The organism is Nocardioides perillae, assembly GCF_013409425.1.
GTDB classification, from domain to species: domain Bacteria; phylum Actinomycetota; class Actinomycetes; order Propionibacteriales; family Nocardioidaceae; genus Nocardioides; species Nocardioides perillae.
This window is the reverse complement of the sequence record NZ_JACCAC010000001.1, coordinates 1,255,409-1,278,815: the sequence shown is the minus strand read 5'-3', so window position 1 is coordinate 1,278,815 and position 23,407 is coordinate 1,255,409. Positions and strand designations below refer to the sequence as shown.

Genomic DNA, 23,407 nt, shown 5'->3' with positions numbered 1-23,407 from the left:
CGGCGTCCGGGCGGGGTCAGCGGGCGTCGGCGAACTGCACGTAGACCGTCATGCGGTCGGCGCGGAAGACCGAGCGCGAGACCTCGACGCACTTGTCCTCGTGCAGCGCGCGGCGCGCGACGCGGAGCACCGGCGCACCGGCCTCCACGTCGAGCAGCGCGGCCTCGTCGTCGTTCGCGACGTCGGCGCTCACGGAGTCCTCGGCCCAGGTGGGCCGCAGGCCGCGGGCCTCGAGGGCGTCGTAGAGGCTGGTCGGCATGCCCGACTGCAGGAAGCCGGGCAGGATGACCTCGTTGAGGTAGGCGTCCTCGATGCACATCGGGGCGCCGTCGGCGCGGCGCAGCCGCTTCCAGTGGATGACCGCGTCGCCCTCGGTGATGTCGAGGGCACGGGCGACGCCGGGGCCGGCCTGCTCGCGGCGGGCCAGCAGCGTCGAGCTCTCGGGGAGCAGGCCGCGCTTGGCCATGTCCTCGGTGTAGGAGGTGAGGCGACCCACCTCGCCCTTCGGCTTGGCGACGAACGTGCCGCGCCCGGGCATGCGCTCCAGCAGGCCCTCGTTGACCAGCGAGTCCATCGCCTGGCGCACCGTCATGCGGGCGACGCCGAAGCGCTGCACCAGCTCGCGCTCGGACGGCGCGGCGCTGCCGGGGGGCGCCCCCTCGCAGAGGGCGCGGACGTACTCGCGGACCTGCACGTGCTTGAGGGCCGGGGCCTCGCTCACCTGGGTCTCCCTGCTCCGCACGGGCTCGTGCCGTCGTGCCGTCGTCACCTGCTGTCTCACGGGAGGAACGTAGCGACGACCAGACGACTAGACCGCAGAACGCCGCAATTGCCCGCCGTTCGCACCCGCACCCGGGCCTTTGGTCCCGCGCCGAGGGCCGCCCGCGCCGCCCGTCCTCGAACACCCGTTCGACCGACGGCGTAGGATCCACCCCGTGGGCACCACGCACGCACCCGACTTCCAGGCCTCCCTCTTCGGCCTCGACGAGGCCGACGACCAGGCCGACGACCGCACCGACGACCGCTCCCGCCTGCGCCCGCTCGGCGACCGGGTGGAGCGCACCGTGCTCAGCCGCGGCGCCTGGGTCGACGTGCGCCGCGACTGGCTCGCCGACGCCGACGACGTGCTCGCGACGATGGTCGCCGACGTGCCCTGGCGCGAGGAGCGCCGCGAGATGTACGACCGGGTCGTCGCGGTGCCGCGGCTGCTGTGCCACTACGGCGAGGGTCGCCCCCTGCCCCACCCCACGCTCGAGGCTGCCCGCGACGCGCTCAGCGCGCACTACCTGCCCGAGCTCGGCGAGCCGTTCCGCACGGCCGGGTGCTGCTTCTACCGCGACGGCCGCGACTCGGTCGCCTGGCACGGCGACACGATCGGCCGCGGCTCCACCCACGACACCGTCGTGGCGATCGTCAGCCTCGGCGACCCGCGCCGCCTCGCCCTGCGCCCGCGCGGCGGCGGCCCGTCGCTCTCGTTCACCCTCGGCCACGGCGACCTGCTCGCGATGGGCGGCTCGTGCCAGCGCACGTGGGAGCACGCCGTCCCGAAGGTCGCCCACGCGGGCCCGCGGCTGAGCGTGCAGTTCCGCACGCGCGGCGTCCTCTGAGCCGCTCGCGGCGTCAGCCGACCCCGCCCCACGGCGTACGCCGCTCGCCGGCCGCCCCGGGCACGTCACGGCCCCCTCCTCTGGGGGGTGGCGCGCGGAGCCGTGCGCTGCTTGAGGAGGCTCGCTAGGTTCGCACCTGAGCCACGCCCACCTCGCACGCCGACCTCGAGGAGCTGCTGCCCGCCGTGCCCACCACCGACACCCGCGCGCCCGCCGAGGCGGCCGACGAGGTCGTGCTCGTCGACGAGTCCGGCGCCCCGCAGGGCACGGCACCGCGCCTGGCGGTCCACACGGCCGACACGCCGCTGCACCTCGCCTTCTCGCTGCACGTGCTCGACCGCGCCGGCCGCACGCTGCTCACGCGCCGCGCCCTGGCGAAGCGCACCTGGCCCGGGGTGTGGACCAACTCCTGCTGCGGCCACCCCCGCCCGGGCGAGGCCACGACCGACGCCGTGCGTCGCCGGGTCGGCGAGGAGCTCGGCCTGCGGGTCGACGAGGTCACGACGGTGCTGCCCGACTTCCGCTACCGCGCCGTCGACGCCAGCGGCGTGGTCGAGCACGAGCTGTGCCCGGTGCACGTGGCCGTCGTCGACGCCGACGCGCCGCTGCGCCCCGACCCCGCCGAGGTGGCGGAGCACACCTGGGTCGCCTGGGGCGACCTGCACACCGCGGTGACCGCGACCCCGGCCGTCTTCAGCCCCTGGATGGTCCTCCAGGTGCGCGAGCTCGGTCCCCACCTGCCCACCGGCGCCCCGAGCCCCGGGGACGCCACCACCCGCGCCGCGCACGACCCCGCGCCCGGCACCCAGCACGTCAGGAGCACGCGATGAGCACGGTCGTCGTCATCGGCGGAGGCCTCGCGGGCCTCGCCACCGCCTGCCACCTCTCGGGGTCGGGCCACGAGGTCGTCGTGGTCGAGCGCGAGCCGATCCCGGGCGGGCGGGCCGGCCGCATCGTGCGCGACGGCTTCACCTTCGACACCGGCCCGACCGTGCTCACCATGCGCGGACTCCTCGACGACGTGGTGAGCGCCGCGGGCGGCGACCTCGACACGCTGCTGCCGATGCGCCGGCTCGACCCGGCCTACCGAGCGAAGTTCCACGACGGCAGCGAGATCCTCGTGCGCCACGGCCACGACGCCATGCGCGAGGAGATCCGGCAGGTGTGCGGCGCGCACGACGCCGCCGCGTTCGACGAGTTCGTGGGCTGGCTGCGCAAGCTCTACGAGGTCGAGATGCCGCACTTCATCGACCACAACTTCGACTCCCCGCTCGACCTGGTCGCCTCCCCCGGCGCCGCCGCCCGCCTCGTCGCCATGGGCGGCTTCGGGCGTCTCGGCAAGGCCGTCGCGCGCCGCTTCGACGACGACCGGCTGCGCCGCCTCTTCACCTTCCAGGCGATGTACGCCGGGCTGCCGCCGCGCTCCGCGCTCGCCATCTACGCCGTCATCACCTACATGGACTGCATCGAGGGCGTCTTCTTCCCCGAGGGCGGCATGAGCGAGGTGCCGAAGGCCCTGGCCCGCGCCGCCGAGGGCGGCGGCGCCACGCTGCGCTACGGCACGTCGGTCACCCGGGTGCTGCGCCGCGCCGACGGCGCGGTGGCCGGCGTCGAGGTCGACGACGGCGAGCGGATCGCCGCCGACGCGGTGGTGTGCACCCTCGACACGCCCGTCGCCTACCGCGAGCTGCTGCCGGACCTCGCGCCGCCGCGGGTGCTGCGCAAGGGCGACTACTCCCCCTCGGCGGTCGTGTGGCACGTCGGCGCGCGGGGCGCGCTGCCGGAGGGCACCCACCACCACAACATCCACTTCGCCCAGGCGTGGGACTCCGCCTTCGACGCGTTGATCAAGCAGGGCCGCCTCATGCCCGACCCGTCGCGCCTGGTCACCGTGCCGACGGTGAGCGACCCCTCGCTCGCGCCGGAGGGCGCGCACACCCTCTACGTGCTGGAGCCCGTGCCCAACCTCGACGGCGTCGTCGACTGGCAGGCCCAGCGCGGCCCCATGCGCGACTCGCTGCTGCGCTTCCTCGAGACCGAGGGCTACCCCACCGACGTGGTCGCCGAGGAGCTCGTCGACCCGCTCGACTGGGAGCGCATGGGCATGGAGCGCGGCACGCCGTTCGCACTGGCGCACACCTTCGCCCAGACCGGGCCCTTCCGCCCGGGCAACGTGGAGCGCAGACTGCCCGGCATGTTCTTCGCCGGCTCCGGCACGACCCCCGGCGTGGGCGTGCCGATGGTCCTCGTCAGCGGCAAGCTCGCAGCCCAGCGCGTGACCTCCTACCTGCCCGACACCGGCCGCGCGGGCCCCGCCGTGCCGCTCGCCTCGCGCCGCGCGCGGCGTGCGCCCCGGCCGGCCGTGACCGGGAGCGAGGCGGTGTCCTGATGGCCGCGACCCTGCTGGGGCCCCCGGCGCAGGCGCGCCACCTCGCCGAGGGCTACCGGCGCTGCGCCGAGCTCACCCGGCGCCACGGCACCACCTACTTCTGGGGTGCCGCGATCCTCCCGGCCGAGCAGCGCCGGCACGTCCACGCCGTCTACGCGCTGTGCCGCCTGGCCGACGACATCGTCGACGCCCAGGACGCCTGCGCCGAGGACCACGTCGAGGCCACCACCGCCGCGCTGCAGGCCTTCCGCGACGCCTTCACGACCGCGGTGGCCGACCACGGCAGCGACGACCCGGTGATGGCCGCGGTCGCCCACACGGTGCGCGAGACGGGCATCGACCCCGAGTGCTTCGACCGGTTCTTCGGCGCCATGGCCCAGGACCTCCACACCTGCGCCTACGACACCTACGACGACCTCCTCGGCTACATGGAGGGCTCGGCGGCCGTCATCGGCGAGATGATGCTGCCGGTGCTGCGCCCCACCAGCCCGGCCGCGCGCGAGCCCGCCCGCGCCCTGGGGCTGGCCTTCCAGCTCACCAACTTCCTGCGCGACGTCGACGAGGACCTCGACCGCGGTCGGGTCTACCTCCCCCAGGAGGACCTCGAGCGGTTCTCCGCCGACCCCGCCGCCCGCCGCGTCGACGACGCCTGGCGCGACCTCATGCGCTTCCAGCTCGAGCGCAACCGCGAGCTCTACCGCGAGGCCGACGCCGGGCTGCCGCACCTGCCCGGGCCCTCCGAGCGCTGCGTGCGCACGGCCCGGGTCCTCTACTCCGGCATCCTCGACCGCATCGAGGCGGCCGACTACGACGTCTTCTCCTCGCGCGCCCGCGTGCCCACGTGGCGCAAGGCCGCCACCGCCGCCCGCGAGCTCGGCACGCGCACCCCGGCCGACCGGCGTACGCCGCCGGGGCAGGCCCGCACCGCCGCACCCGCCGCGCCCGGCACCGGCTCCGGCGCGGAGGGGATGGCCGGAGGCCGCATCCCGCTCGCGCTGCGCCCCATGCCGCGCCGCGACGAGCTCACCCCCTCGTGGCGCGACGCCAAGCCCGCGCGCATCCGCGCCGCCCTCGACGTCGCGATGTCGCGCGACCCCGGCGGCTGGTACGTCGTCGGGGCGAGCCGCGACCTCGGCGCCCGCCGCTCCGTCGTGCGCACCGTCGGCGGCAGCGAGGTCGTGCTCTGGCGCACCTCCGACGGCGGCGTCGCCGCCGGCCCCGGGTCGTGCCCCCACCTCGGCGCGCTGCTCGACGACTGCGAGGTGATGAGCGACCGGCTCTACTGCAAGTGGCACGGGCTCGCCCTCGACGCCGGCGGCGCTCCCGGCTGGGAGCCCTACGCCGCCCACGACGACGGCGTGCTGCTGTGGGTGCGCATCCCCACCCTCGGCGAGGTCACCGCCGACGCCCCCACCATCACCGCCCGGCCGCCGCTCGCGCGCTCCGTCGCCGCGGTCGTCGAGGTGCCCGGCACCTGCGAGCCGCGCGACGTCGTCGCCAACCGGCTCGACCCGTGGCACGGGTCGTGGTTCCACCCCTACGCCTTCAGCCACCTCACCGTCGACGAGGCCGCCACGACCGACGAGGTCCTCACCGTCGACGTGACCTTCCGCGTCAGCCGCACCTACGGCGTGCCCGTGCGCGCGGAGTTCGCCTGCCCCGACGCCCGCACCATCGTCATGACGATCGTGGAGGGCGAGGGCGCCGGCAGCGTGGTGGAGACCCACGCGACGCCGCTGGGCCTCGGCCCCGACGGGCACCCCCGCACGATGATGGTGGAGGCGACCATCGCGCACTCCGAGCGCACCGGCTTCGCCGTCGCCCGGCACCTGCAGGGGCTCGTGCGACCGGCCATGGCGCGCACGGCCAAGCGGCTGTGGGTCGACGACATGATCTACGCCGAGCGGTCCTACCTGCTCCGCGCCCGCGGCGAGTCCTACGGCGTGTAGGCCCCCTGGCAGGATCGGAGGGTGACGACCTCCCTCGCCGACCCGCTCGACCTGCCGCGGGGCCCGCGGTGGCCGCACCGCGTGGCACTGGCGCCGCTGACCAACCACCAGGCCGAGCCCGACGGGTCGCTCTCGGAGCAGGAGCGGGCGTGGCTCGTGCGGCGCGCCGAGGGCGGGATGGCGCTGACGATGACGTGCGCGGCGCACGTGTCGGCGGCCGGGCAGTCCTTCCCGGGTCAGCTCGCGGTGTGGGACGACCGGTTCCTGCCGGGGCTCGAGCGGCTCGCCGCCGACCTGCGCACCGCCTCCGACGCCTCGCTCGGCGGCCGCACGTCGGTGCAGCTGCAGCACGGCGGGCGCCGCGCGCTGCCCGAGCTCTCCGGCCACCCGCGCGTGGGCGCGTGGGACGACGAGGAGACCGGCACGCGGGCGCTCTCGACGGGCGAGGTGGAGCAGGTGGTCGCCGACTTCGTGGCCGCGGCCGTGCGCTGCGAGCGTGCCGGCTTCGACGGCGTCGAGCTGCACGGCGCCCACGGCTACCTGCTGTGCCAGTTCCTCGACGGTCGCCACAACCACCGCACCGACGGCTACGGCGGCTCCGCCGAGGACCGCTCGCGGCTGCTGCGCGAGGTCGCGGCCGAGGTGCGGCGCGCGACCGGTCCGGACTTCCAGCTCGGCGTGCGGCTCACCCCCGAGCGCTCGGGCATCCTGCTGGCCGAGTCGACCGCCCTCGCCGCGCAGCTCGCTGCGTCCGGCGACGTCGACTACCTCGACGTGTCGCTGTGGGACGTGCGCAAGGAGCCGCACGAGGCGGCGTACTCCGGCACGCTGCTGATCGACCACTTCGCCGCCCTCGAGCGCGGCGGGGTGCCTCTCGGCGTCGCGGGCGAGGTCACCGGCTCGGCGGCGGCGCAGTGGTGCCTCGACCGTGGCGTCGACTTCGTGCTCGTGGGCACCGCCGCGATCCTGCAGCACGACGTGGCGGCGCGGATGGTGGCCGACCCGGCCTTCGAGGCCGTGCGCCCGCCGGTGTCGCGCGAGCACCTCGCGGCGGAGTCGGTGGGACCGCGGTTCGTCGACTACCTCGCCACGAACTGGGACGACCTGGTCGCCTGAACGGTCTCGTGGACCGTTCGCACCCGTCGCTGCCACCACCCTGACAAGATGGCGCAGACTCTCGGGAGGTGAGCGGATGCCGGTGCGAGCGCACCTGGACGGACTGCGGCCCGTCTACGACATCATGCGGCGGATCAACGCCGGCGCCGACGTCCGCTCGGTGCTCGACGCCGTCGCCGCGGGGGTCGCCACCGCGACCGGCTTCGAGGTCGCGGCCATCAGCTGGCTCACCGCCGACCACGAGTTCGAGATCGTGACCGTCGCAGGTGACGACGGCGCCCGCGAGGCGCTCGTGGGCCGGCGGGTGCCGCTGGAGGAGATGGAGGCCGAGCTCGCGCTCGCCGACCGCTGGGGCAGCCTGCTCTTCATCCCCGCCGAGCGCCTCGACGGCGCGGCGGGCGGCTGGATCCCCGACCTGGAGGTCGACGGCGACCCGGAGGCCTGGCACCCCGAGGACACCCTGCGCGCACCGCTGCGCTCGCCCGAGGGCGAGCTCCTCGGCCTCCTCGCGGTCGACCTCCCCGTCGACGGCAAGCGCCCCGACGGCGCGCGCCGCGAGCTCCTCGAGATGTACGCCGAGCTCGCCGGCCTCGCCATCGCCAACGCCCGGCGCACCGACGAGCTCGCCGAGCGCGTGCGCCTGGCCACGGCCGTCGAGGCGCTGCACACCCAGGCCGCCCGCACCCTCGACGTCGGCGCGATCGTCGAGACCAGCGCGGCCGCCGTCGCCGAGGCGCTGACCGCCGACGTGGTGTGGGTGCGCGCCTTCGACGGCGACGACGAGCTGACCGGCGCCGGGCGGGGCGCGCGCCACCCCGACCGCGACGGGGCCGACGCGCCGCCCGAGGTGCTCGCGATCGTGGCGCGCAGCGCCCGGGAGGCGTGGGCCGCGGGTCGCGTCGACACGGCTGTGCTCCAGGGCGACGAGGCCACCTTCGCCGCCACGCCGCTCGGCACCTCCCTGCACGGCTCGTGGGCCGACGCCGACCGCCACGTGCAGGTGCCGGTGGCCGGCGGCGCCGCCGGGTGGGTGCGCGACCACACGTCCCCCTCGCCCTACCACGACGCCTCCGACCAGGCCCGCATCGTCGACTTCCTGCGCCCGACGGGCGCACGCAGCCTCCTGCTGGTCCCCATGGGGGCGGGGCCCGACTGCCTCGGCTACGTCGTCGCCCTCCGGGGGCGCGGGCGCCCGCCCTTCGCGCCCCACGAGGTCGCCACCGCCGCGCAGGTCGCGGGCGGGCTGGGCCAAGCGGTCCTCAACGCCCGGATGATCGAGCGCGAGCGTGCGCTCGTGGCCCAGCTCAGCTCGCTCGACCACTACAAGCACGACCTGATCTCCACCGTCTCCCACGAGCTGCGCACCCCGCTGACCTCGATCAAGGGCCACCTCGAGCTGATCGAGGACGACCCGACCGGCTCCGCCGAGGCCAGCTTCGCGGTCGTGCGGCGCAACCTCGACCGCGTCGGCTCCCTCATCGACGACCTGCTGACGCTGAAGAAGGTCAGCAACCCCGACCGCCCGCTCGAGACCCGCGCCGTCGACCTGCAGCAGGTGCTGCTCGACGCCGCCTCCGCCCTCGCGCTGCGGGCCCAGGAGGAGGGCGTCTCCCTCCAGGTCGCCCCCGCCGCGGGCCCGGTCATCATCAGCGGCGACCACGAGGAGCTCGAGCGGGTCGCGCTGAACCTCGTCGGCAACGCCGTGAAGTACACCCCCGCCGGCGGCCGCGTCGAGCTGTGGACCGAGCGCAGCGACCGCTTCGTGCGGATGGTCTGCCGCGACGACGGCATCGGCATCAGCAAGCGCGACCAGGAGGAGCTCTTCACCGAGTTCTTCCGCTCCACCAACCCCGACGCCCTCGCCGCGCCGGGCACCGGTCTCGGGCTGTCGATCGTGCGCCGCATCGTGCAGCGCCACGGCGGCTCCATCCGCCTCGAGTCCGACCTCGGCGAGGGCAGCACCTTCACCGTCCGGCTGCCGCTCAGCCACGTCTGACGTCCGACCACTCCGCCCGGCGCGGTAGTCCGGCACACCTCGGCCCTCCGAGACCCCGCGGAGGGCCGAGGTGTGTCGGACTACCCCACCGCATGACGCAGCCACGGCGACCCGGGCGGACCCACCCCACCCCACGCCGTACGTCATGCGAAGGCGACGCAACCGCACCCCCACCGCATGACGCAGCCACGGCGACCCGGGCGGACCCACCCCACCCCCCGCCGTACGTCATGCGAAGGCGACGCAACCGCACCCCCACCGCATGACGCAGCCGCGGCGGGGGTTGAGCAGGTGCAGGGGCGTACGCCGGGGGCTAGCGCAGGGCGGGCACGCGGGCGAGGGCGCGGCGCAGGGGCGGCACGACGCGGTGGCGCGGCTCGACCGGCACGGTCCACAGGCCGTGCCCTGCGACACCCCAGCCGTCGAGCAGGGCGGAGGCGGCCTGCCAGCCGGTGGTGGCGGCGCGCTCCATCAGCGCGACCGGGAGGGCGCAGCGCACGCCGTCGCCGGCGAGCACGACGCGCGGGTCGGGGGTGACGACGCCGGGCCGGGTGGCCCACGGGTCCGTGCCGACCAGCGGGCAGTCGTCACGCACGAGCCACTCCTCGTGCACCACCTCGGCCCCGTCGAGCTCGGGGTGCAGCGCCGACAGCTCGGCGCGCAGCTCGGCCCGCAGCTCCTCGTCGCTCGTGCCGTCGGGCACGGCGTAGGCGTGGAGCTCGACGACCGACCCGCCGTGGGCGGTGGCCCAGGCCCGGGCGCCGGACTCGAAGAGCTCGAGTGCCGAGACGTTGTCGAGCGGACCGTGTCCGCTGGTGGCGAGGAACGGCGGGGTGCCGGCCGCGACCGGGCGGTCGAGCCACAGCCGCCACACGGCGAAGCGCGGGGCGTGGCCGAGGCCGGCGAGCCGCTCGCGCCAGGCCGCGTCGCCCAGCCAGGGCGCACCCGACACCAGCCGCTGCAGTGGCGCGCGGTCGGTCGCGAGCACGACGGCGTCGGCGTCGACGGCCTCGCCGCCGGCCGTCACCACGACGCCGCCGGCGGAGTCCGCCACGCCCTCGACCTCGACGCCCGTGCGGAGGTCGACGCCGAGTCCCGTGAGGTGGCGCCCGAGCGGCGCCCACAGCGAGGTGTCGTAGTCGTCGTCGGGCACGTCGAAGAGCAGGCCCTCGGCCGAGCCGAGGAAGTAGGCGTGGAACATCCCGACCAGCTCGCCACCCGAGAAGTCCCGCGGGTCGGCGAAGAAGGAGCGGGCGAACACCTCGAGGGCGAGGTGGCGCGCTGCGTGGGGGAAGTTCAACCGGTCGAGGACCTCGGCGGCGCTGGTGCCGTCGTGGTCGGTGAAGGTGCGCGGGAAGGAGACGTCGAGCAGGCCCATCGCGGCGTCGACGTCGACCGCCGCGAGGTCGCGCAGCCGGAAGCTGGGCGAGCGGGCGACGAAGGCGGCGATGTTGAGCGGTGGCTGCCGCGGCACCGAGGTGAAGGAGTCGGTCGGCCCGTCCTTGAGCGAGAGCGGGTAGTCGACGACGGGGACCAGCCGCGAGAGCCCCGGGTCGGAGCGGCCGAGCAGCGCGCGGAGGTTGTAGTACTGCCGGAAGAAGGCGTGGAAGCCCCGGCTCATCGTGGTGGCGGTGCCGCCCGCCTCGACCGGCCAGGCCCGCACCCGGCCGCCGAGCTGCGCCTCGCGCTCCAGCAGCGTGACGCGCACGCCGCGCTCGGCGAGCCCGGTCGCCGCGGCCAGGCCGGCGATGCCCCCGCCGACCACGACGACGTGGTGGCGGCGCTCGTCGGAGGCGGCGCCGGGCGCGCCCGGGTGCCAGACGGCGCGCTTGTCGGCGCCGGGTCGCCACTGCTGGGCGGGCCGCGGGAGCACCGGGCTCACCCGGCCTCCGCGCGGGGCGCCTCCGGCCGGCGGGCGTGGAAGGTGTGCAGCACCTCGCGCTGCCAGCCGCCGAAGGTGCGGCTGCGCACCCCCGTGAGACCGGCCGCGACCATCCGGCTGCGGAACTCCTCGGCGCCGTCGAAGTCGAGCACGCTGCGCCACAGGTAGCGGTAGATGCCGCTGCGCGGCGCGGTCAGCAGCCCCAGCGGCACCACGACGCCCCAGCACACGACGTCCCACTTGGCGCGGGCCAGGCGGTCCTCGCGGACGCTGTACTCGTGGACGACGACCGAGCCGCCCGGCACCAGCAGGTCGCGCACGCAGGCCAGCAGCCGGTCGCGGGCCGCGACGTTGCGGAAGAGGTAGGCCGAGAGCACCCCGTCGACGCCCGCGCCGTCGAGGCCGAGCTGCGCGGCGGTGAGGTGCTCGGCGTCGGCCTGCACCCAGCGCACCGGCAGGTCCCAGCGCTTGCGGCGCGCCTGCGCGAGCATGCCCGCCGAGCCGTCGACACCCACGACCTCGACCTCGTTGCGCGCCAGGCCGCCCGCCACGAGTGCGGCCACCAGCGCCGCGGTGGAGGCACCCGAGCCGCAGCCCAGGTCGACCACCCGCAGCGGGCGGCCCGCGGGTCGCGGTCGGCTGCGCAGCGCCTCCACCAGCACCTCGGCCGACTGCCGCAGGTGGCGGTGGTAGCCCGGGTTCAGGGCGACCATCAGGTCGTAGGTCGACGCGACGCCGTCGAAGGCGTCGGGCACCCCCGCGGCGTGAACCGGCGAGCCGGCCGCCTCGGGCTCGGCGTGGCGGGCGGTCATGCGGTCTCCTCGGTCTCGCGCGGGCCGGTCCCGGCTCCGCGGACGGCGCCGGCGCGGCGGTCCTCCGCAGAGCCGAGGCGCACCCACAGCAGCATCGTCAGCGTCACCATCCCGAAGCCGAAGGCGAAGTCCTCGACCGGGATGTCCCAGGGTGCGCGCACCCCGGTCATCTCATCCTCGGCGTAGAGCACGATGGGGTCCGACAGCTTCGTCAGCCAGCCGTCGACCGGCACCTGGAAGCCCAACACGATCGCCATCGCCAGCCAGAAGCGCAGCGTGCGGAAGATCCCGGTGCGCAGCCACAGCACCTCGACCAGCACGACGACCACGACCGACACGACGGCCGGCACGGTGTACTCGAGCACTACGCCACCTCCTGCCGCGCCGGCGCCGGGCGGACCCAGCGGCCGACCCCGTCGGCGTACGCCGTGGCAGTGGCGGCGCGCAGCCCCTCACCGGCGCGCAGCAGGCGCAGCCAGGCGAGGACGTTGCCGACCGCCTCGAGGGTCAGCAGGCCGCAGATCGGGACGACCACGAAGAAGACCAGCTCCTCCAGCGGCATGTCGAGCGGCAGCAGGATCCCCGTGGTGAAGCGCTCGCTGTAGTCCCACAGCCCGCGCTGGATCGAGACCACGTCCCACACGGAGTAGACCGCGACGACGGGCAGCAGGGTCAGCAGCAACCGGCGCGGCCGGCGCCACACGCGGGCCCCGAGCAGCAGCTCGAGCGGGAGCGTGACGAGGAGGCACAGCCCCATCACCACGAGGTACTCGTACTGCTCCACCCACCGCCCCTGCCGTGTCGTGCCGCCGCTGGTGCGGTCAGCCTAGAGAAGCGCTGGTAGCCGGGCCAGCGAGCCCGGGACGGGAGCAGACAGCGGTGCGGGCCCGTCCCCCCACGGACACGGACCCGCACCGTCACCACCACCGGCGCACCGCCACCGGTGACCTCACCACCGAGGAGGGCGTCGCTAGCGGCGCCTCCCGCGGAGCCAGGCGAGGAGCGCCACCAGCCCGAGTCCGACCGCGACCTGCTTGCCGTAGGTGCGCAGCAGGATCGGCACCACCGTCGCGCCGAGGTCGAGGGCGTCGTCGCCGCCGCTCCCGGACGGGGCGGCGGCCGCGCGGTGCGCGCCCGGCTCGGGAGCCGCCGCCGGCGCGCCGCCGCCCGCCTCGGCGTCCGGACCGGCCGCGGCCGCCGGCACCGGGGCGGACCCCGCGTCGTCGGCAGCCGTCCTGGCCCCGCTCTCCGCACCCGTCTCCCCGGCCGCCTCGCCGTCCGACCGACCCACCTTGACGGCGAGGCACTCGACGAACTGGCCGAGCAGCTTGTCGCTGACGTCCTGCATGACGCCGCGACCGAACTGCGCCGGCTTGCCCGTGATCGCGAGGTCGGTGTGGACGGTGACCTTGGTCGAGGCGTCCCCTTCGGCCACCAGCCGCGCCACGACGTCGGCGCCGGCGGTGCCGTTGCCGCGCTTGTCCTTGCCCTTGGCCTGGATCGTCATGGTGCCGGCGTCGCGGTCCTTCTCGACGAAGGTGCCGGTGCCGCCGTAGACCAGCGCGATGGGCCCGAGCTTGACCTTGACGGTGCCCGAGAAGGTGTCGCCGTCCACGGACGTCACCACCGCGCCGGGGAAGCACTCCCCCACCGAGGCGATGTCGTCGAAGGCGGCCCAGGTCACCTCCAGCGAGGCAGGGACCGTGAACTCGTGCGTCAGCTGCACCGTCAGGCCCCCGCTGCCGCGAGCACCGCGCGCCGGGTCAGCACCGTCGCGAGGTGGCGGCGGTAGTCGGCGTCGCCGTTGAGGTCGGAGGGCGGGTTGGTCCCCTCCGCCGCCGAGGCGGCCGCGGCGCGCACCGCCTCGTCGGTCGCGGGCTGTCCGACCAGCGCCTGCTCCACCGCGCGGGCGCGCAGCGGGGTCGACCCCATGTTGGTCAGGCCCACCCGGGCCTCGCTGATGGTGCCGCCCTCGGCCTTCACGGTCGCGGCGACCGCGACGATCGGCCACTGGTGCGCGACCCGCACGAACTTCTCGTAGTGCGCGCCCCACCCGGTGTGCTTCGGCACCCGCACCTCGACGAGCAGCTCGCCCTCGCCGACCGCGGTCTCGAAGAGGTCGGTGAAGAAGTCGTCGGCCGCGACCGTACGACGCCCCTGCGGCCCCGCGACGACGAACTCGCAGCCGAGGGCGAGGGCCGGGGCGCCCAGGTCGCCCGCCGGGTCGGCGTGGGCGAGCGCCCCACCGAAGGTGCCCCGGTGGCGGATCTGGCGGTCGGCCAGGTGCTTGACCGCCTGGTGCACCAGGGCGGCGTGCTCGGCGATCAGCGGGTTCTTGCCGACGGTCGCGTGCGTCGTCATCGCACCGACGACGAGCGCGTCGCCCTCGTCGCGGATGCCGCGCAGCTCCTCGACCTTGCCGAGGTCGACGACGACCTCCGGGGCGTTCAGGCGCATCCGCAGCACCGGCAGCAGGCTCTGCCCGCCGGCCAGCAGCTTGGCCTCGTCGCCGTGCTCGGCCAGCGCGGCCAGGACGTCCTCGACGGTGCGGGGTGCGACGTACTCGAACTCGGTGGGGATCACTGACCTGCTCCGTCCGTGCGGTCCGCGGTGTCCGCGGCGTCGCTGTGCTGGTTGGCTTCGGCTCCGCCGAAGTGGGGTGCGGCGTCGCCGGTGGTCGGGTCGGACCCGCCCCGGCCGGCGCCGTTGACGGCGCGCCACACGCGCTCGGGCGTGCAGGGCATCTGGATGTCGGTGACGCCGAGGTGGCGCACCGCGTCGACCACGGCGTTGACCACGGCCGGGGTCGAGGCGATGGTGCCGGCCTCGCCGACGCCCTTGGTCCCGAGCGTGTTGGTCAGCGACGGCGTCGTGGTGTGGTCGACCTCGAAGCTGATGAGGTCGGCCGCGGTCGGCACGAGGTAGTCCACGAACGACGCCGAGACCAAGGTGCCCGACTCGTCGTGCACCGCCTCCTCGAAGAGCGCCTGCGCGATGCCCTGCGCGAGGCCGCCGTGCACCTGGCCCGCGACGATCAGCGGGTTGATGACGTTGCCGATGTCGTCGACGCAGACGTACTTGCGCATCGAGACCTGACCGGTCTCGGTGTCCACCTCCATGGCGCACAGGTGGGTGCCGTGCGGGTAGTTGAAGTTCACCGGGTCGTAGGTCGCGTCGGAGTCGAGGCTGGGCTCGACGCCGTCGGGCAGGTTGTGCGCGGCGAAGGTCGCGAGCGCGATCTCGGCGATGCCGAGGCCCTGGTCGGTGCCGCGCACCCCGAAGCGGCCAGCGGAGAACTCGATGTCGTCGACCGAGGCCTCGAGCAGGTGGGCCGCGATGGGCTTGGCCTTCTCGATCACCTTGTCGGCCGCCTTGACCAGCGCCTCGCCGCCGACGACCAGCGAGCGCGAGCCGTAGGTGTCGAGGCCCTTGTGGGCGATCTGGGTGTCGCCGTGCAGCACCTCGACGTCCTCGAAGGGCACGCCGAGCCTGTCGGCGACGATCTGGCTGAAGGCGGTCTCGTGGCCCTGGCCGTGCGCCGAGGCGCCGGTGATGACCTCGACCTTGCCGGTCGGCAGCATCCGCACGCTCGCGTGCTCCCAGCCGCCGGCGCCGTAGTCGAGCGAGCCGAGCACCCGCGAGGGCGCCAGGCCGCACATCTCGGTGAAGGTCGAGATGCCGATGCCGAGCTGGACCGGGTCGCCCGCCTCGCGTCGCCGCAGCTGCTCGGCGCGCAGCTCGTCGTAGCCGAACATCTCCTTCGCCTTGGCGGTCGCGGCCTCGTAGTTGCCGGAGTCGTACTCCAGCCCCGCCACCGTGGTGAACGGGAACTCCTCGTGCGTGATCCAGTTCTTCTCGCGGATCTCCAGCGGGTCGACGCCGAGCTCGGCGGCCAGCTCGCTCATCAGCCGCTCGATGGCGTAGGTCGCCTCCGGGCGCCCGGCGCCGCGGTAGGCGTCGGTCCACACCTTGTTGGTCAGCACCGTCTGGCAGGCGAAGTGGTAGGCCGGGAACTTGTAGATCGCGTTGAACATGAACGCGCCGAGCACCGGCACGCCGCCGCCGACGAGGGAGACGTAGGAGCCGAGGTCGGCGAGCAGCTCGACCTTGAGGCCGGTGACGGTGCCGTCGGCCTCCGCCGCCAGGGTCAGCTTCTGCCACTGGTCGCGGCCGTGGTGGGCGGCCATGAGCGACTCGGAGCGGGTCTCGGTGTACTTCACCGGCTTGCCGAGGCGCCGCGCGATCACCATGGAGATGAACTCCTCCGGGGTGGTCTGCAGCTTGCCGCCGAAGCCGCCGCCCACGTCGGGGGCGATGACGCGGATCTTCGACTCCGACACCCCGAGCACCGCCGCGAGCAGGAAGCGCAGGATGTGCGGGATCTGGGTGGCCGACCACATGGTGATCTGCTCGCCGGTCGGGTCGACCACGACCGAGCGCGGCTCCATGAAGGCCGGGATCAGCCGCTGCTGGCGGTACTCCCGCTCGATGACGACACCGCCGTCGCGGGCCTTCGCGATGGCCTCCTCGACGTCGCCGCCGGTGCCGGCCTGGGCGGAGTCGAAGACCCACAGCGCCGACTTGTTGGTGCCGAGGTCGGGGTGGGCCAGCACCTCGTCGGCCGCCGCGGCCTTGAGGTCGAGCGCGGCCGGCAGCTCGTCGTACTCCACGTCGACGAGCTCGGCGGCGTCGCGGGCCTCGGCCGCGGTGCGCGCGACCACGACGGCGACGATCTCGCCGGCGAAGGTCACGCGGTCCACCGCGACCGGCGGGTGCGCCGGCGTGACCTGGTCGGGCGTGATCGGCCAGGCGTTGGGCAGCGCGCCCTGCTCCTCGGCGACGTCGGCGCCGGTGATGACGGTGACGACGTTGCGGGAGGCCTTCGCCGCGCTGGTGTCGATCGAGGTGATCCGTGCGTGGGCGAAGGGGCTGCGGACCATCGCCATGTGCAGCATGCCGGGCAGCACGATGTTGTCGGTCCACCGCGTGCGGCCGGTGATGAGGCGCTGGTCCTCCTTGCGGCGCCGCTCGCGCCCGATCTCGGGCTGGGTGGCGGGCGCGTCCTGGGTCGCGGTCACAGGGTCACCCCCTCACCGGACGGGGCGCCGGCCGCGCGCTGCACGGCCTTGACGATGTTCTGGTAGCCGGTGCAGCGGCACAGGTTGCCCTCGATGCCCTCGCGCACCTCCTGCTCGGTGGGAGCGGGGTTGTCGTTGAGCAGGTCGATCGACTGCATGATCATCCCCGGCGTGCAGAAGCCGCACTGCAGCGCGTGGCACTCGTGGAAGGCCTGCTGCACCGGGTGCAGCTCGCCGCCCTGCGCGAGGCCCTCGATCGTGGTGACCTCACCGCCGTCGGCCTGCACGGCCAGCACGTTGCACGACTTCACCGAGGTGCCGTCGAGGTGCACGGTGCACGCACCGCAGTTGCTCGTGTCGCAACCGATCACGGTGCCGGTCTTGCCGAGCTTCTCGCGGAGGTACTGCACGAGCAGCATCCGGGGCTCGACGTCGTCGGAGACCTTCGCTCCGTCGACCGTGAGTTCGATCTTCATGTGGTGGCGGCTCCCTTGCTCGCTGGCCCGCGAGGGCACGTCGGGGGTGACGTGGGTCACGCTAGGTCGCCAGGGTTGGTCGTTGGTTGGAGCGAGCCTGGGTTGCTGCAGAGGTGGGCTGCGGGGTGCTGCCCGGCTGCGAGCGGCGCGCGCCGGCCCTGGGGTCGCCGTGTCGCCGGACCCGGTGGGCTCGTGCCCGGCCGCCGCTCCGCGCCACGCCTCCTTCCACGGGCCGGCACCCACCCCTCTCCGCCGGCCAGCGCGTCGTGGTCGCTTCACCGCCGCCCGCGCCCCACCGAGATCAGCGGGAGGCGGCGGCGAGGCGGGCGCGGAGGAGGGGGGTGAGGGGGTGGGGGCGGCCGGCGAGGCGGGCGAGGGCCACCTCGACCACTTCGGTGTCGTAGGGCGCGAGCTCGCCGTAGCGGAGGACGGCGGCGGGGTCGGGGTCGGCGAGGAGGGCCTCGCGGACGGCGACGGCGACGTACTCCCCGAGGTCGGTGAGGGCGGGGCTGTCGGTGCCGGGCAGGAGGTCGCCGCCGTACGCCTCGACGGCCTCGCCGACGCGGCCCTCGCGGACGAGCGCGACGACCCGGTCGACGTCGGTCTCGACCGGCATCGGCAGGCGGTAGGGGCGGGAGGTGAGCTGGCCGCCGAGGGCGTGGCGCAGGTGGGAGACCTCGGCCTTCAGCGTGCTGAGGGTGACCGCGTGGTCGCCGTAGAGCAGGGCGTGGAGCTGCTCGAGCGAGAGGCCCTCGGGGTGGAGGGCGAGGAGCGCGAGGATCTCGGTCTGGCGGCGGTTCAGCAGCAGCCGGCGGCCGTCGAGGGTGGCCTCGGCGCGGCCCAGGAGGCGCAGCACGAGGCCGGGGCGCTCCTCCGGGTCGGGCGCAGCGGGGGCCGGGTCGGCGGGGGCCGCCGGCCGGGTCGGCATCGCCTGCTCGATGAGGCGCGCCATGACGCGGGCGGTGGCCAGGCCGATGGGGTGGGTGCGGTCCCAGGTGGTGGAGAGGTCGAGCACGCCGAGGCGCTCGCCGGTGGCGGGGTCGTGGACGGGCGCGGCCCAGCAGACCCAGTCGTGCACGACGGGCGCGTAGTGCTCGGCGCTGAAGACCATCGACGGGGCGCCCGACGTCGCGGCGAGGCAGAGGGCGTTGGTGCCGACGCTGGCCTCGTCCCAGCGGCCGCCCGGCACGAAGTTGACCGTCTCGGCCTTGCGGCGCATGACGCGCCCGCCGTAGGTCCACAGGATGCGGGTCTCGGCGTCGGTGATCGCGAGCACGAGGTCGCCGTCCTCGGCGGTGCGGCGCAGCTCCTCCTCGACGCGGGCGACGGCGACCTGCAGCGGTGAGTCCTTGAAGTACGCCGCGGTGTCGCGCTCGTCGGCCAGCGGCGCCTCGGCGAGCTGGAGCGCCCGGCCGGTGCCGGAGCGGCGCCAGGAGGAGAGGATCTCGGGCCGCACCAGCGGCTCGGCCTCGTCGCCGCGCTCGACGAAGGCGGTCCAGGCGCGGACGGCGTCGAGGCGACGGGCGTGCAGGTCGCCTCCACGGTGCAGGTCGTGCATCGGCGCTCCCGGGGTGTGACGTGTGTCGCACACGGTAGCCCTCGGCGCCAGCGACCGCGAGGGCGTCGCGCCCGCCACGGACAGCGCGACCGGCCTGGCCGCGACGCAGCCCGGCTCAGCCGCGGAGGCGGTCGCGCAGGAAGCCGACGGTGCGACGCATCGAGTCCTCGTAGCGCGGCCCGAAGGCGTGGCCCTCGCCCTCGTAGAGCTGCAGCTCGACGTCGACGCCTGCGCGCCGCATGGCGCGCACCGTGTCGCGCGACCACTGCGGCGGGCAGGTGTCGTCGGCGGTGCCGTGCAGCACGAGGACCGGCTCGGTGACGCGGTCGAGGTAGGTGCGCGGGGAGAGCTCGCGCCAGACCTGCGGCGCCTCGCGCGGCGTGCCGAAGCGGGCGACGAGCGCCGTGGTCTCGCCAGGGTCGGAGAACTGCCGCAGGTTGTCGGGCGCCCACGAGCTCACCGGCGCGAAGACCACGGCGGCGTCGACGAGGCCGGGCGCGGCGACGAGCGCGCCGTAGGTGACGCCGCCGCCCATCGAGCGCCCGAGCATCGCCATCCGCTCGGCGTCGACCTGCGGCTCGCGCTGCAGCGCCTTGACCGCCGCGATGGCGTCGCGGGCGTAGACCAGCCGCGCCTCGCGCGCGATCGGGCTGGCCGGGTCGGAGCCGGCGTGGCCGCGGTAGTCGGTGTGGAGCACCGCGAAGCCGTTGCTGGCCAGCCACTCCTGCTCGCGCGAGAGGCCCTGGCCGAGCTGGTAGACCGACGGCTCGATGTAGCCGTGGTTGAGCACGACGCCCGGGAACGGGCCGCGGCCCTTCGGCACCAGCAGCTCGCCGGAGACCGTGGCGCCGTCGGCGGTGTAGGTCACCGCCCAGCTGCGCCAGCGCTCGGTCTCGGCCAGCGGCCGCGTGCGCCGGATCGGCCCGCCCTGCACGTCGTCGCGCATGAGCGCCGGCAGCGACAGCGCGCGGCGCACCGGCGGCAGCGGGTCGGCGCCGGCACCGGCCGCGGGATCACCGGCTGCGGAACCCGTCGGCGAGGGGTCAGCGGCTGGGGAGGGGCTCGCGGTGGCCGAGCGCTCGGCAGGGCTGCTGGGCGCGCTGGCGGCCGGCCCCGCGCTCTCCTCGTCGTCGCTGCTGCACCCGGCCAGCAGCGCCGCCGCGGCGGTGAGGGTGGTCGCGGCCGCGACCAGCCGGCGTACGACGGGGTGGGCGGGCCCGGACTGCGGGTGACGGCGCGGCACGTCCCCCAGCATGCCCCTCACCGGTGCAGCGAGGCCCCCTCGACGGGGAGGGCGAGGTCGTGGTGGATGCGGCCGGGGCGCTCGGCGAGGCGCTCGCCGGTGCCGCCCCAGCGCGAGGCGACGATCTCGGCGGCGATCGAGATCGCGGTCTCCTCGGGGGTGCGGGCACCGAGGTCGAGGCCGATCGGGCTGGAGAGCCGCGCCAGCTCGTCGTCGGTGATCCCGACGTCGCGCAGGCGCGCCAGCCGGTCGTCGTGGGTGCGCCGCGATCCCATGGCGCCGACGTAGGCGACGTCGGGCAGCCGCAGCGCCACCTCGAGCAGCGGCACGTCGAACTTCGGGTCGTGGGTGAGCACGCACAGGACCGTGCGGGCGTCGACGCGGCCGGCCTCGGCCTCGGCGGCGAGGTAGCGGTGGGGCCAGTCGACGACGACCTCGTCGGCCTCCGGGAAGCGCGTCGCGGTCGCGAAGACGGGCCGGGCGTCGCACACCGTGACGTGGTAGCCCAAGAACGCGCCGACCCGGGCGACGGCGGCCGCGAAGTCGATGGCGCCGAAGACCAGCATCCGCGGCTTCGGCGCGAACGCCCAGACGAAGACCCGCATCCCCTCGCCGCGGCGCTCGCCGTCGGGGCCGTAGCCCAGCGTCTCCGAGCGGCCCGCGGCGAGCAGGCCGAGCGCGTCGTCGCGCACGGCGTCGTCCATCCGGTCGCTGCCCAGGCCGAGCGGCTGCTCGTCGCCGGGGCGCACGAGCACGCGGCGGCCGAGCAGCGCCGGGTCGGGGTGCTCCACGACGGTCGCGACCGCCACCGGCCGGCCGGCCTCGAGGTCGGCGGCGACCTCGGCGAGCTCGGGGAAGGTCTCGCGGGAGACCTTCTCGACGAAGACGTCGAGGATGCCGCCGCAGGTCAGGCCGACGGCGAAGGCGTCGTCGTCGGAGACGCCGTAGCGCTCCAGGACGGGCTCGCCGGAGTCGACCACCGACTGCGCGAGCTCGTAGACCGCGCCCTCGACGCAGCCGCCCGACACCGACCCGACCGCCTCGCCGCCGGGGCCGACCAGCATCGACGCGCCGGGCGGGCGCGGGGCGGACTGGAAGGTCGCCACGACGGTGCCGACGCCGACCGTCTCGCCGGCCCCCCACCACCGCATCAGGTCGTCGAGGACCTCACGCACGTGCCACCACCTCCACCAGCTCTGCGTAGGTCGCCAGCGAGTGGCCGGCGAGGAAGTCGTCGACGTGCGGCAGCGCCGCCCGCACCCCGGCCTGCACCGGCTCGTAGCCGGCCTTGCCGCGGTGCGGGTTGACCCACACCACGCGGTGGGCCAGCCGCTGCAGCCGCGCCATCTGCTCGGCCAGCAGCGCCGCGTCGCCGCGCTCCCAGCCGTCGCTCATCACGACCACCACCGCACCCCGTGCGAGCCCCCGCGCGCCCCACCGGTCCAGGAAGACCTGCAGCGACTCCCCGAGCCGGGTGCCGCCGGACCAGTCCGGCACCACGGCACCGGCCGCGACCAGCGCGCGGTCGGCGTCGCGCACCGCCAGCGCGCGGGTCAGGTGGGTCAAGCGGGTGCCAACGGTGAACACCTCCGCGCGCCCCGGTCCGGTCGGCCCGGCGACGACGAAGCGGTGGGCCAGCCGCAGCAGCGCGTCGGCGTAGGAGCTCATCGAGCCCGACACGTCGACCAGCAGCACGACGCGCCGCGGCCGCACCGCGCGGCGGCGCCATGCGAGGTCGGCCGGCTCGCCGAGGCGCCGCATGCTGGCGCGCAGCGTGCGGGCGGCGTCGACCTGGCCACGGTGCCAGCGGCGGTGGCGCGCGGCCCGCCGCAGCGGCGAGGTCGGGTGCAGCGTGCCGAACATCGCGTCGAGGCGCCGCTTCTCCGCCGCGCTCAGCGCCGCGACGTCGCGGTGCCGCAGCACCTCGGTCGCGCTGGCAGCGGCGCGCACGTGCTCCTCGCCCGGCTCACCGTCGCCCTCCTCGAGGTCGGTCTCCGGCAGGGAGCTGTACGCCGGGCGCGACGGCACGCTCGCCGGTCGCGGTCGCGGCAGCCCGCCGGGGTCGAACCACGCGTCGAGCACCAGGTCGAGGCGCTCGAGGTCGTCGGGGCTCGCGCACAGGGTCGCGCGGCCGGCACGGCGTACGGCCTCGCGGTCGCCGAGCCCGACGTGGGCGACGGCGGCGAGGAAGCCGTGGGCGCGGTCCTGGGTGACCGGCACGCCCGCGGCCCGCAGGGCGCGGCAGAGGCCGAGGAGCAGCTCGTCGGGCTGGTGCACCTAGACCGCCATCATCCGGTCGAGGGCCTGCTTCACGCGGTCGCCGTCCTCGCGGTACTTCACGAGCGCCCCGACCGTCGCGGCCGCGGTGGCCAGGTCGAGCTCGCTCGCGCCGAGCACGCTGAGCGCCTTGGCCCAGTCGAGCGTCTCGGCCACGCCCGGCGGCTTGAGCAGGCCGCCGTCACCGCGCAGGCGCTGCACCGTGGTGACGACCTGCCGCGCCAGCTCGGCGCTCACCTCGGGCGCGCGGGAGCGGACGATCTCGACCTCGCGCTCGAGGCCGGGGTGGTCGATCCAGTGGTAGAGGCAGCGGCGCTTGAGCGCGTCGTGCAGCTCGCGGGTGCGGTTGGACGTGAGCACGACCAGCGGCGGCACCGCGGCGCGCACGGTGCCGAGCTCGGGGATCGAGACCTGGTAGGTCGAGAGCACCTCGAGCAGGAACGCCTCGAACTCGTCGTCGGCGCGGTCCACCTCGTCGACGAGCAGGACCGCGGGCGCCTGCTGGAGCGCCGCGAGCACCGGCCGGGCGAGCAGGAAGCGGGGGTCGAAGAGCGACTTCTCGGCCTCCTCGACGTCGACGCCGTCGTCGCCGCGGGTGGCCTCGAGGGCGCGCAGGTGCAGCACCTGGCGCGGGAAGTCCCAGTCGTAGAGCGCCTGGGTGGCGTCGATGCCCTCGTAGCACTGCAGCCGCACCAGCGGCAGGTCGAGGGTCTCGGCCAGCGCCTCGGCCAGCGCGGTCTTGCCGGTGCCGGGCTCGCCCTCGAGCAGCAGCGGGCGCTGCATGCGCAGCGCGAGGAACACCACCGTCGCGAGGTCGTCGTCGCAGACGTAGCCCGTGGCGGCGAGGCTGGCCGCGACCTGCGCGACGTCGCCCGGCTCGAGCCCGCTGTGGCGGTCATCACCCATGCTCGCGAGGCTAGTCGGCGCCACGTTGGCCGAGGGTTGGCGTCCGCGGCGAGGCCGCCGCTGCCCCACTTGTGGCCCAGGTCCTGCACTTGTGGCCCGAGTTCTCGGGGCACAGGTG

General features: G+C 75.3%; 20 protein-coding genes. 6 read left to right on the top strand and 14 right to left on the bottom strand.

What is annotated here, in order from left to right; translation table 11 throughout:
* Positions 1-16: 16 nt before the first annotated feature.
* Positions 17-721 (bottom strand): UTRA domain-containing protein, encoded by a 705-nt coding sequence (locus BJ989_RS18695; protein WP_179517412.1) that lies wholly within the window; start codon positions 719-721, stop codon positions 17-19.
* Between the two features lie 214 nt (positions 722-935).
* On the opposite strand from BJ989_RS18695, the gene BJ989_RS05970 reads away from it, so the two are divergent.
* The 6 genes from BJ989_RS05970 to BJ989_RS18690 all read left to right on the top strand — a co-directional run bounded on the left by BJ989_RS05970 (position 936) and on the right by BJ989_RS18690 (position 9,057).
* A complete protein-coding gene (locus tag BJ989_RS05970; RefSeq protein ID WP_425489983.1) occupies positions 936-1,607 on the top strand; it encodes an alpha-ketoglutarate-dependent dioxygenase AlkB in 672 nt (223 codons plus the stop codon).
* Between the two features lie 185 nt (positions 1,608-1,792).
* Complete coding sequence (gene idi, locus BJ989_RS05965) at positions 1,793-2,437, top strand: isopentenyl-diphosphate Delta-isomerase (RefSeq protein ID WP_179517411.1); 645 nt, start codon at positions 1,793-1,795, stop codon at positions 2,435-2,437.
* Positions 2,434-3,996: a phytoene desaturase family protein gene (locus tag BJ989_RS05960; protein WP_179517410.1), complete on the top strand. Its 1,563-nt coding sequence runs from the start codon at positions 2,434-2,436 to the stop codon at positions 3,994-3,996. Before idi ends, BJ989_RS05960 begins: the two co-directional genes overlap by 4 nt.
* Positions 3,996-5,945 (top strand): DUF5914 domain-containing protein, encoded by a 1,950-nt coding sequence (locus BJ989_RS17125; protein ID WP_218848743.1) that lies wholly within the window; start codon positions 3,996-3,998, stop codon positions 5,943-5,945. Before BJ989_RS05960 ends, BJ989_RS17125 begins: the two co-directional genes overlap by 1 nt.
* Before the next feature lie 21 nt (positions 5,946-5,966).
* Complete coding sequence (locus BJ989_RS05945; RefSeq protein WP_179517409.1) at positions 5,967-7,061, top strand: oxidoreductase; 1,095 nt, start codon at positions 5,967-5,969, stop codon at positions 7,059-7,061.
* 82 nt (positions 7,062-7,143) lie between these two features.
* Complete coding sequence (locus tag BJ989_RS18690; RefSeq protein ID WP_179517408.1) at positions 7,144-9,057, top strand: ATP-binding protein; 1,914 nt, start codon at positions 7,144-7,146, stop codon at positions 9,055-9,057.
* 313 nt (positions 9,058-9,370) lie between these two features.
* Here BJ989_RS18690 and BJ989_RS05935 read toward each other — a convergent pair whose 3' ends face one another.
* The 13 genes from BJ989_RS05935 to BJ989_RS05875 all read right to left on the bottom strand — a co-directional run bounded on the left by BJ989_RS05935 (position 9,371) and on the right by BJ989_RS05875 (position 23,289).
* A complete protein-coding gene (locus tag BJ989_RS05935; RefSeq protein ID WP_343049129.1) occupies positions 9,371-10,939 on the bottom strand; it encodes an FAD-dependent oxidoreductase in 1,569 nt (522 codons plus the stop codon).
* Positions 10,936-11,751 (bottom strand): class I SAM-dependent methyltransferase, encoded by an 816-nt coding sequence (locus BJ989_RS05930; protein WP_179517407.1) that lies wholly within the window; start codon positions 11,749-11,751, stop codon positions 10,936-10,938. Before BJ989_RS05930 ends, BJ989_RS05935 begins: the two co-directional genes overlap by 4 nt.
* On the bottom strand, positions 11,748-12,116 hold the full coding sequence (locus BJ989_RS05925; RefSeq protein WP_179517406.1) for a lycopene cyclase domain-containing protein: 369 nt from the start codon (positions 12,114-12,116) through the stop codon (positions 11,748-11,750). The genes BJ989_RS05930 and BJ989_RS05925 overlap by 4 nt, the downstream gene beginning before the upstream one ends.
* A complete protein-coding gene (locus BJ989_RS05920) occupies positions 12,116-12,535 on the bottom strand; it encodes a lycopene cyclase domain-containing protein (RefSeq protein ID WP_179517405.1) in 420 nt (139 codons plus the stop codon). Before BJ989_RS05920 ends, BJ989_RS05925 begins: the two co-directional genes overlap by 1 nt.
* Before the next feature lie 186 nt (positions 12,536-12,721).
* Positions 12,722-13,477 (bottom strand): SRPBCC domain-containing protein, encoded by a 756-nt coding sequence (locus BJ989_RS05915; RefSeq protein ID WP_179517404.1) that lies wholly within the window; start codon positions 13,475-13,477, stop codon positions 12,722-12,724.
* 2 nt (positions 13,478-13,479) lie between these two features.
* Positions 13,480-14,334: an FAD binding domain-containing protein gene (locus tag BJ989_RS18685; protein WP_179517403.1), complete on the bottom strand. Its 855-nt coding sequence runs from the start codon at positions 14,332-14,334 to the stop codon at positions 13,480-13,482.
* Positions 14,331-16,829: a molybdopterin cofactor-binding domain-containing protein gene (locus BJ989_RS05905; RefSeq protein ID WP_179517402.1), complete on the bottom strand. Its 2,499-nt coding sequence runs from the start codon at positions 16,827-16,829 to the stop codon at positions 14,331-14,333. Before BJ989_RS05905 ends, BJ989_RS18685 begins: the two co-directional genes overlap by 4 nt.
* Entirely contained in the window at positions 16,826-17,365 is a 540-nt protein-coding gene (locus BJ989_RS05900; protein ID WP_425489982.1) for a (2Fe-2S)-binding protein, read from the bottom strand. Before BJ989_RS05900 ends, BJ989_RS05905 begins: the two co-directional genes overlap by 4 nt.
* Positions 17,366-17,606: 241 nt before the next feature.
* The gene (locus tag BJ989_RS05895) at positions 17,607-18,863 is read right to left on the bottom strand and encodes a sigma-54-dependent transcriptional regulator family protein (RefSeq protein ID WP_179517401.1); all 1,257 of its coding nucleotides are present in this window, start codon (positions 18,861-18,863) and stop codon (positions 17,607-17,609) included.
* Positions 18,864-18,978: 115 nt separating this feature from the next.
* On the bottom strand, positions 18,979-20,106 hold the full coding sequence (locus BJ989_RS05890; RefSeq protein ID WP_218848742.1) for an alpha/beta fold hydrolase: 1,128 nt from the start codon (positions 20,104-20,106) through the stop codon (positions 18,979-18,981).
* 17 nt (positions 20,107-20,123) lie between these two features.
* Positions 20,124-21,281, bottom strand: a complete 1,158-nt coding sequence (locus BJ989_RS05885; protein WP_179517400.1) for an XdhC family protein — start codon at positions 21,279-21,281, stop codon at positions 20,124-20,126.
* The gene (locus tag BJ989_RS05880; protein ID WP_179517399.1) at positions 21,274-22,383 is read right to left on the bottom strand and encodes a VWA domain-containing protein; all 1,110 of its coding nucleotides are present in this window, start codon (positions 22,381-22,383) and stop codon (positions 21,274-21,276) included. Before BJ989_RS05880 ends, BJ989_RS05885 begins: the two co-directional genes overlap by 8 nt.
* A complete protein-coding gene (locus tag BJ989_RS05875) occupies positions 22,384-23,289 on the bottom strand; it encodes an AAA family ATPase (RefSeq protein WP_179517398.1) in 906 nt (301 codons plus the stop codon).
* Positions 23,290-23,407 lie beyond the last annotated feature (118 nt).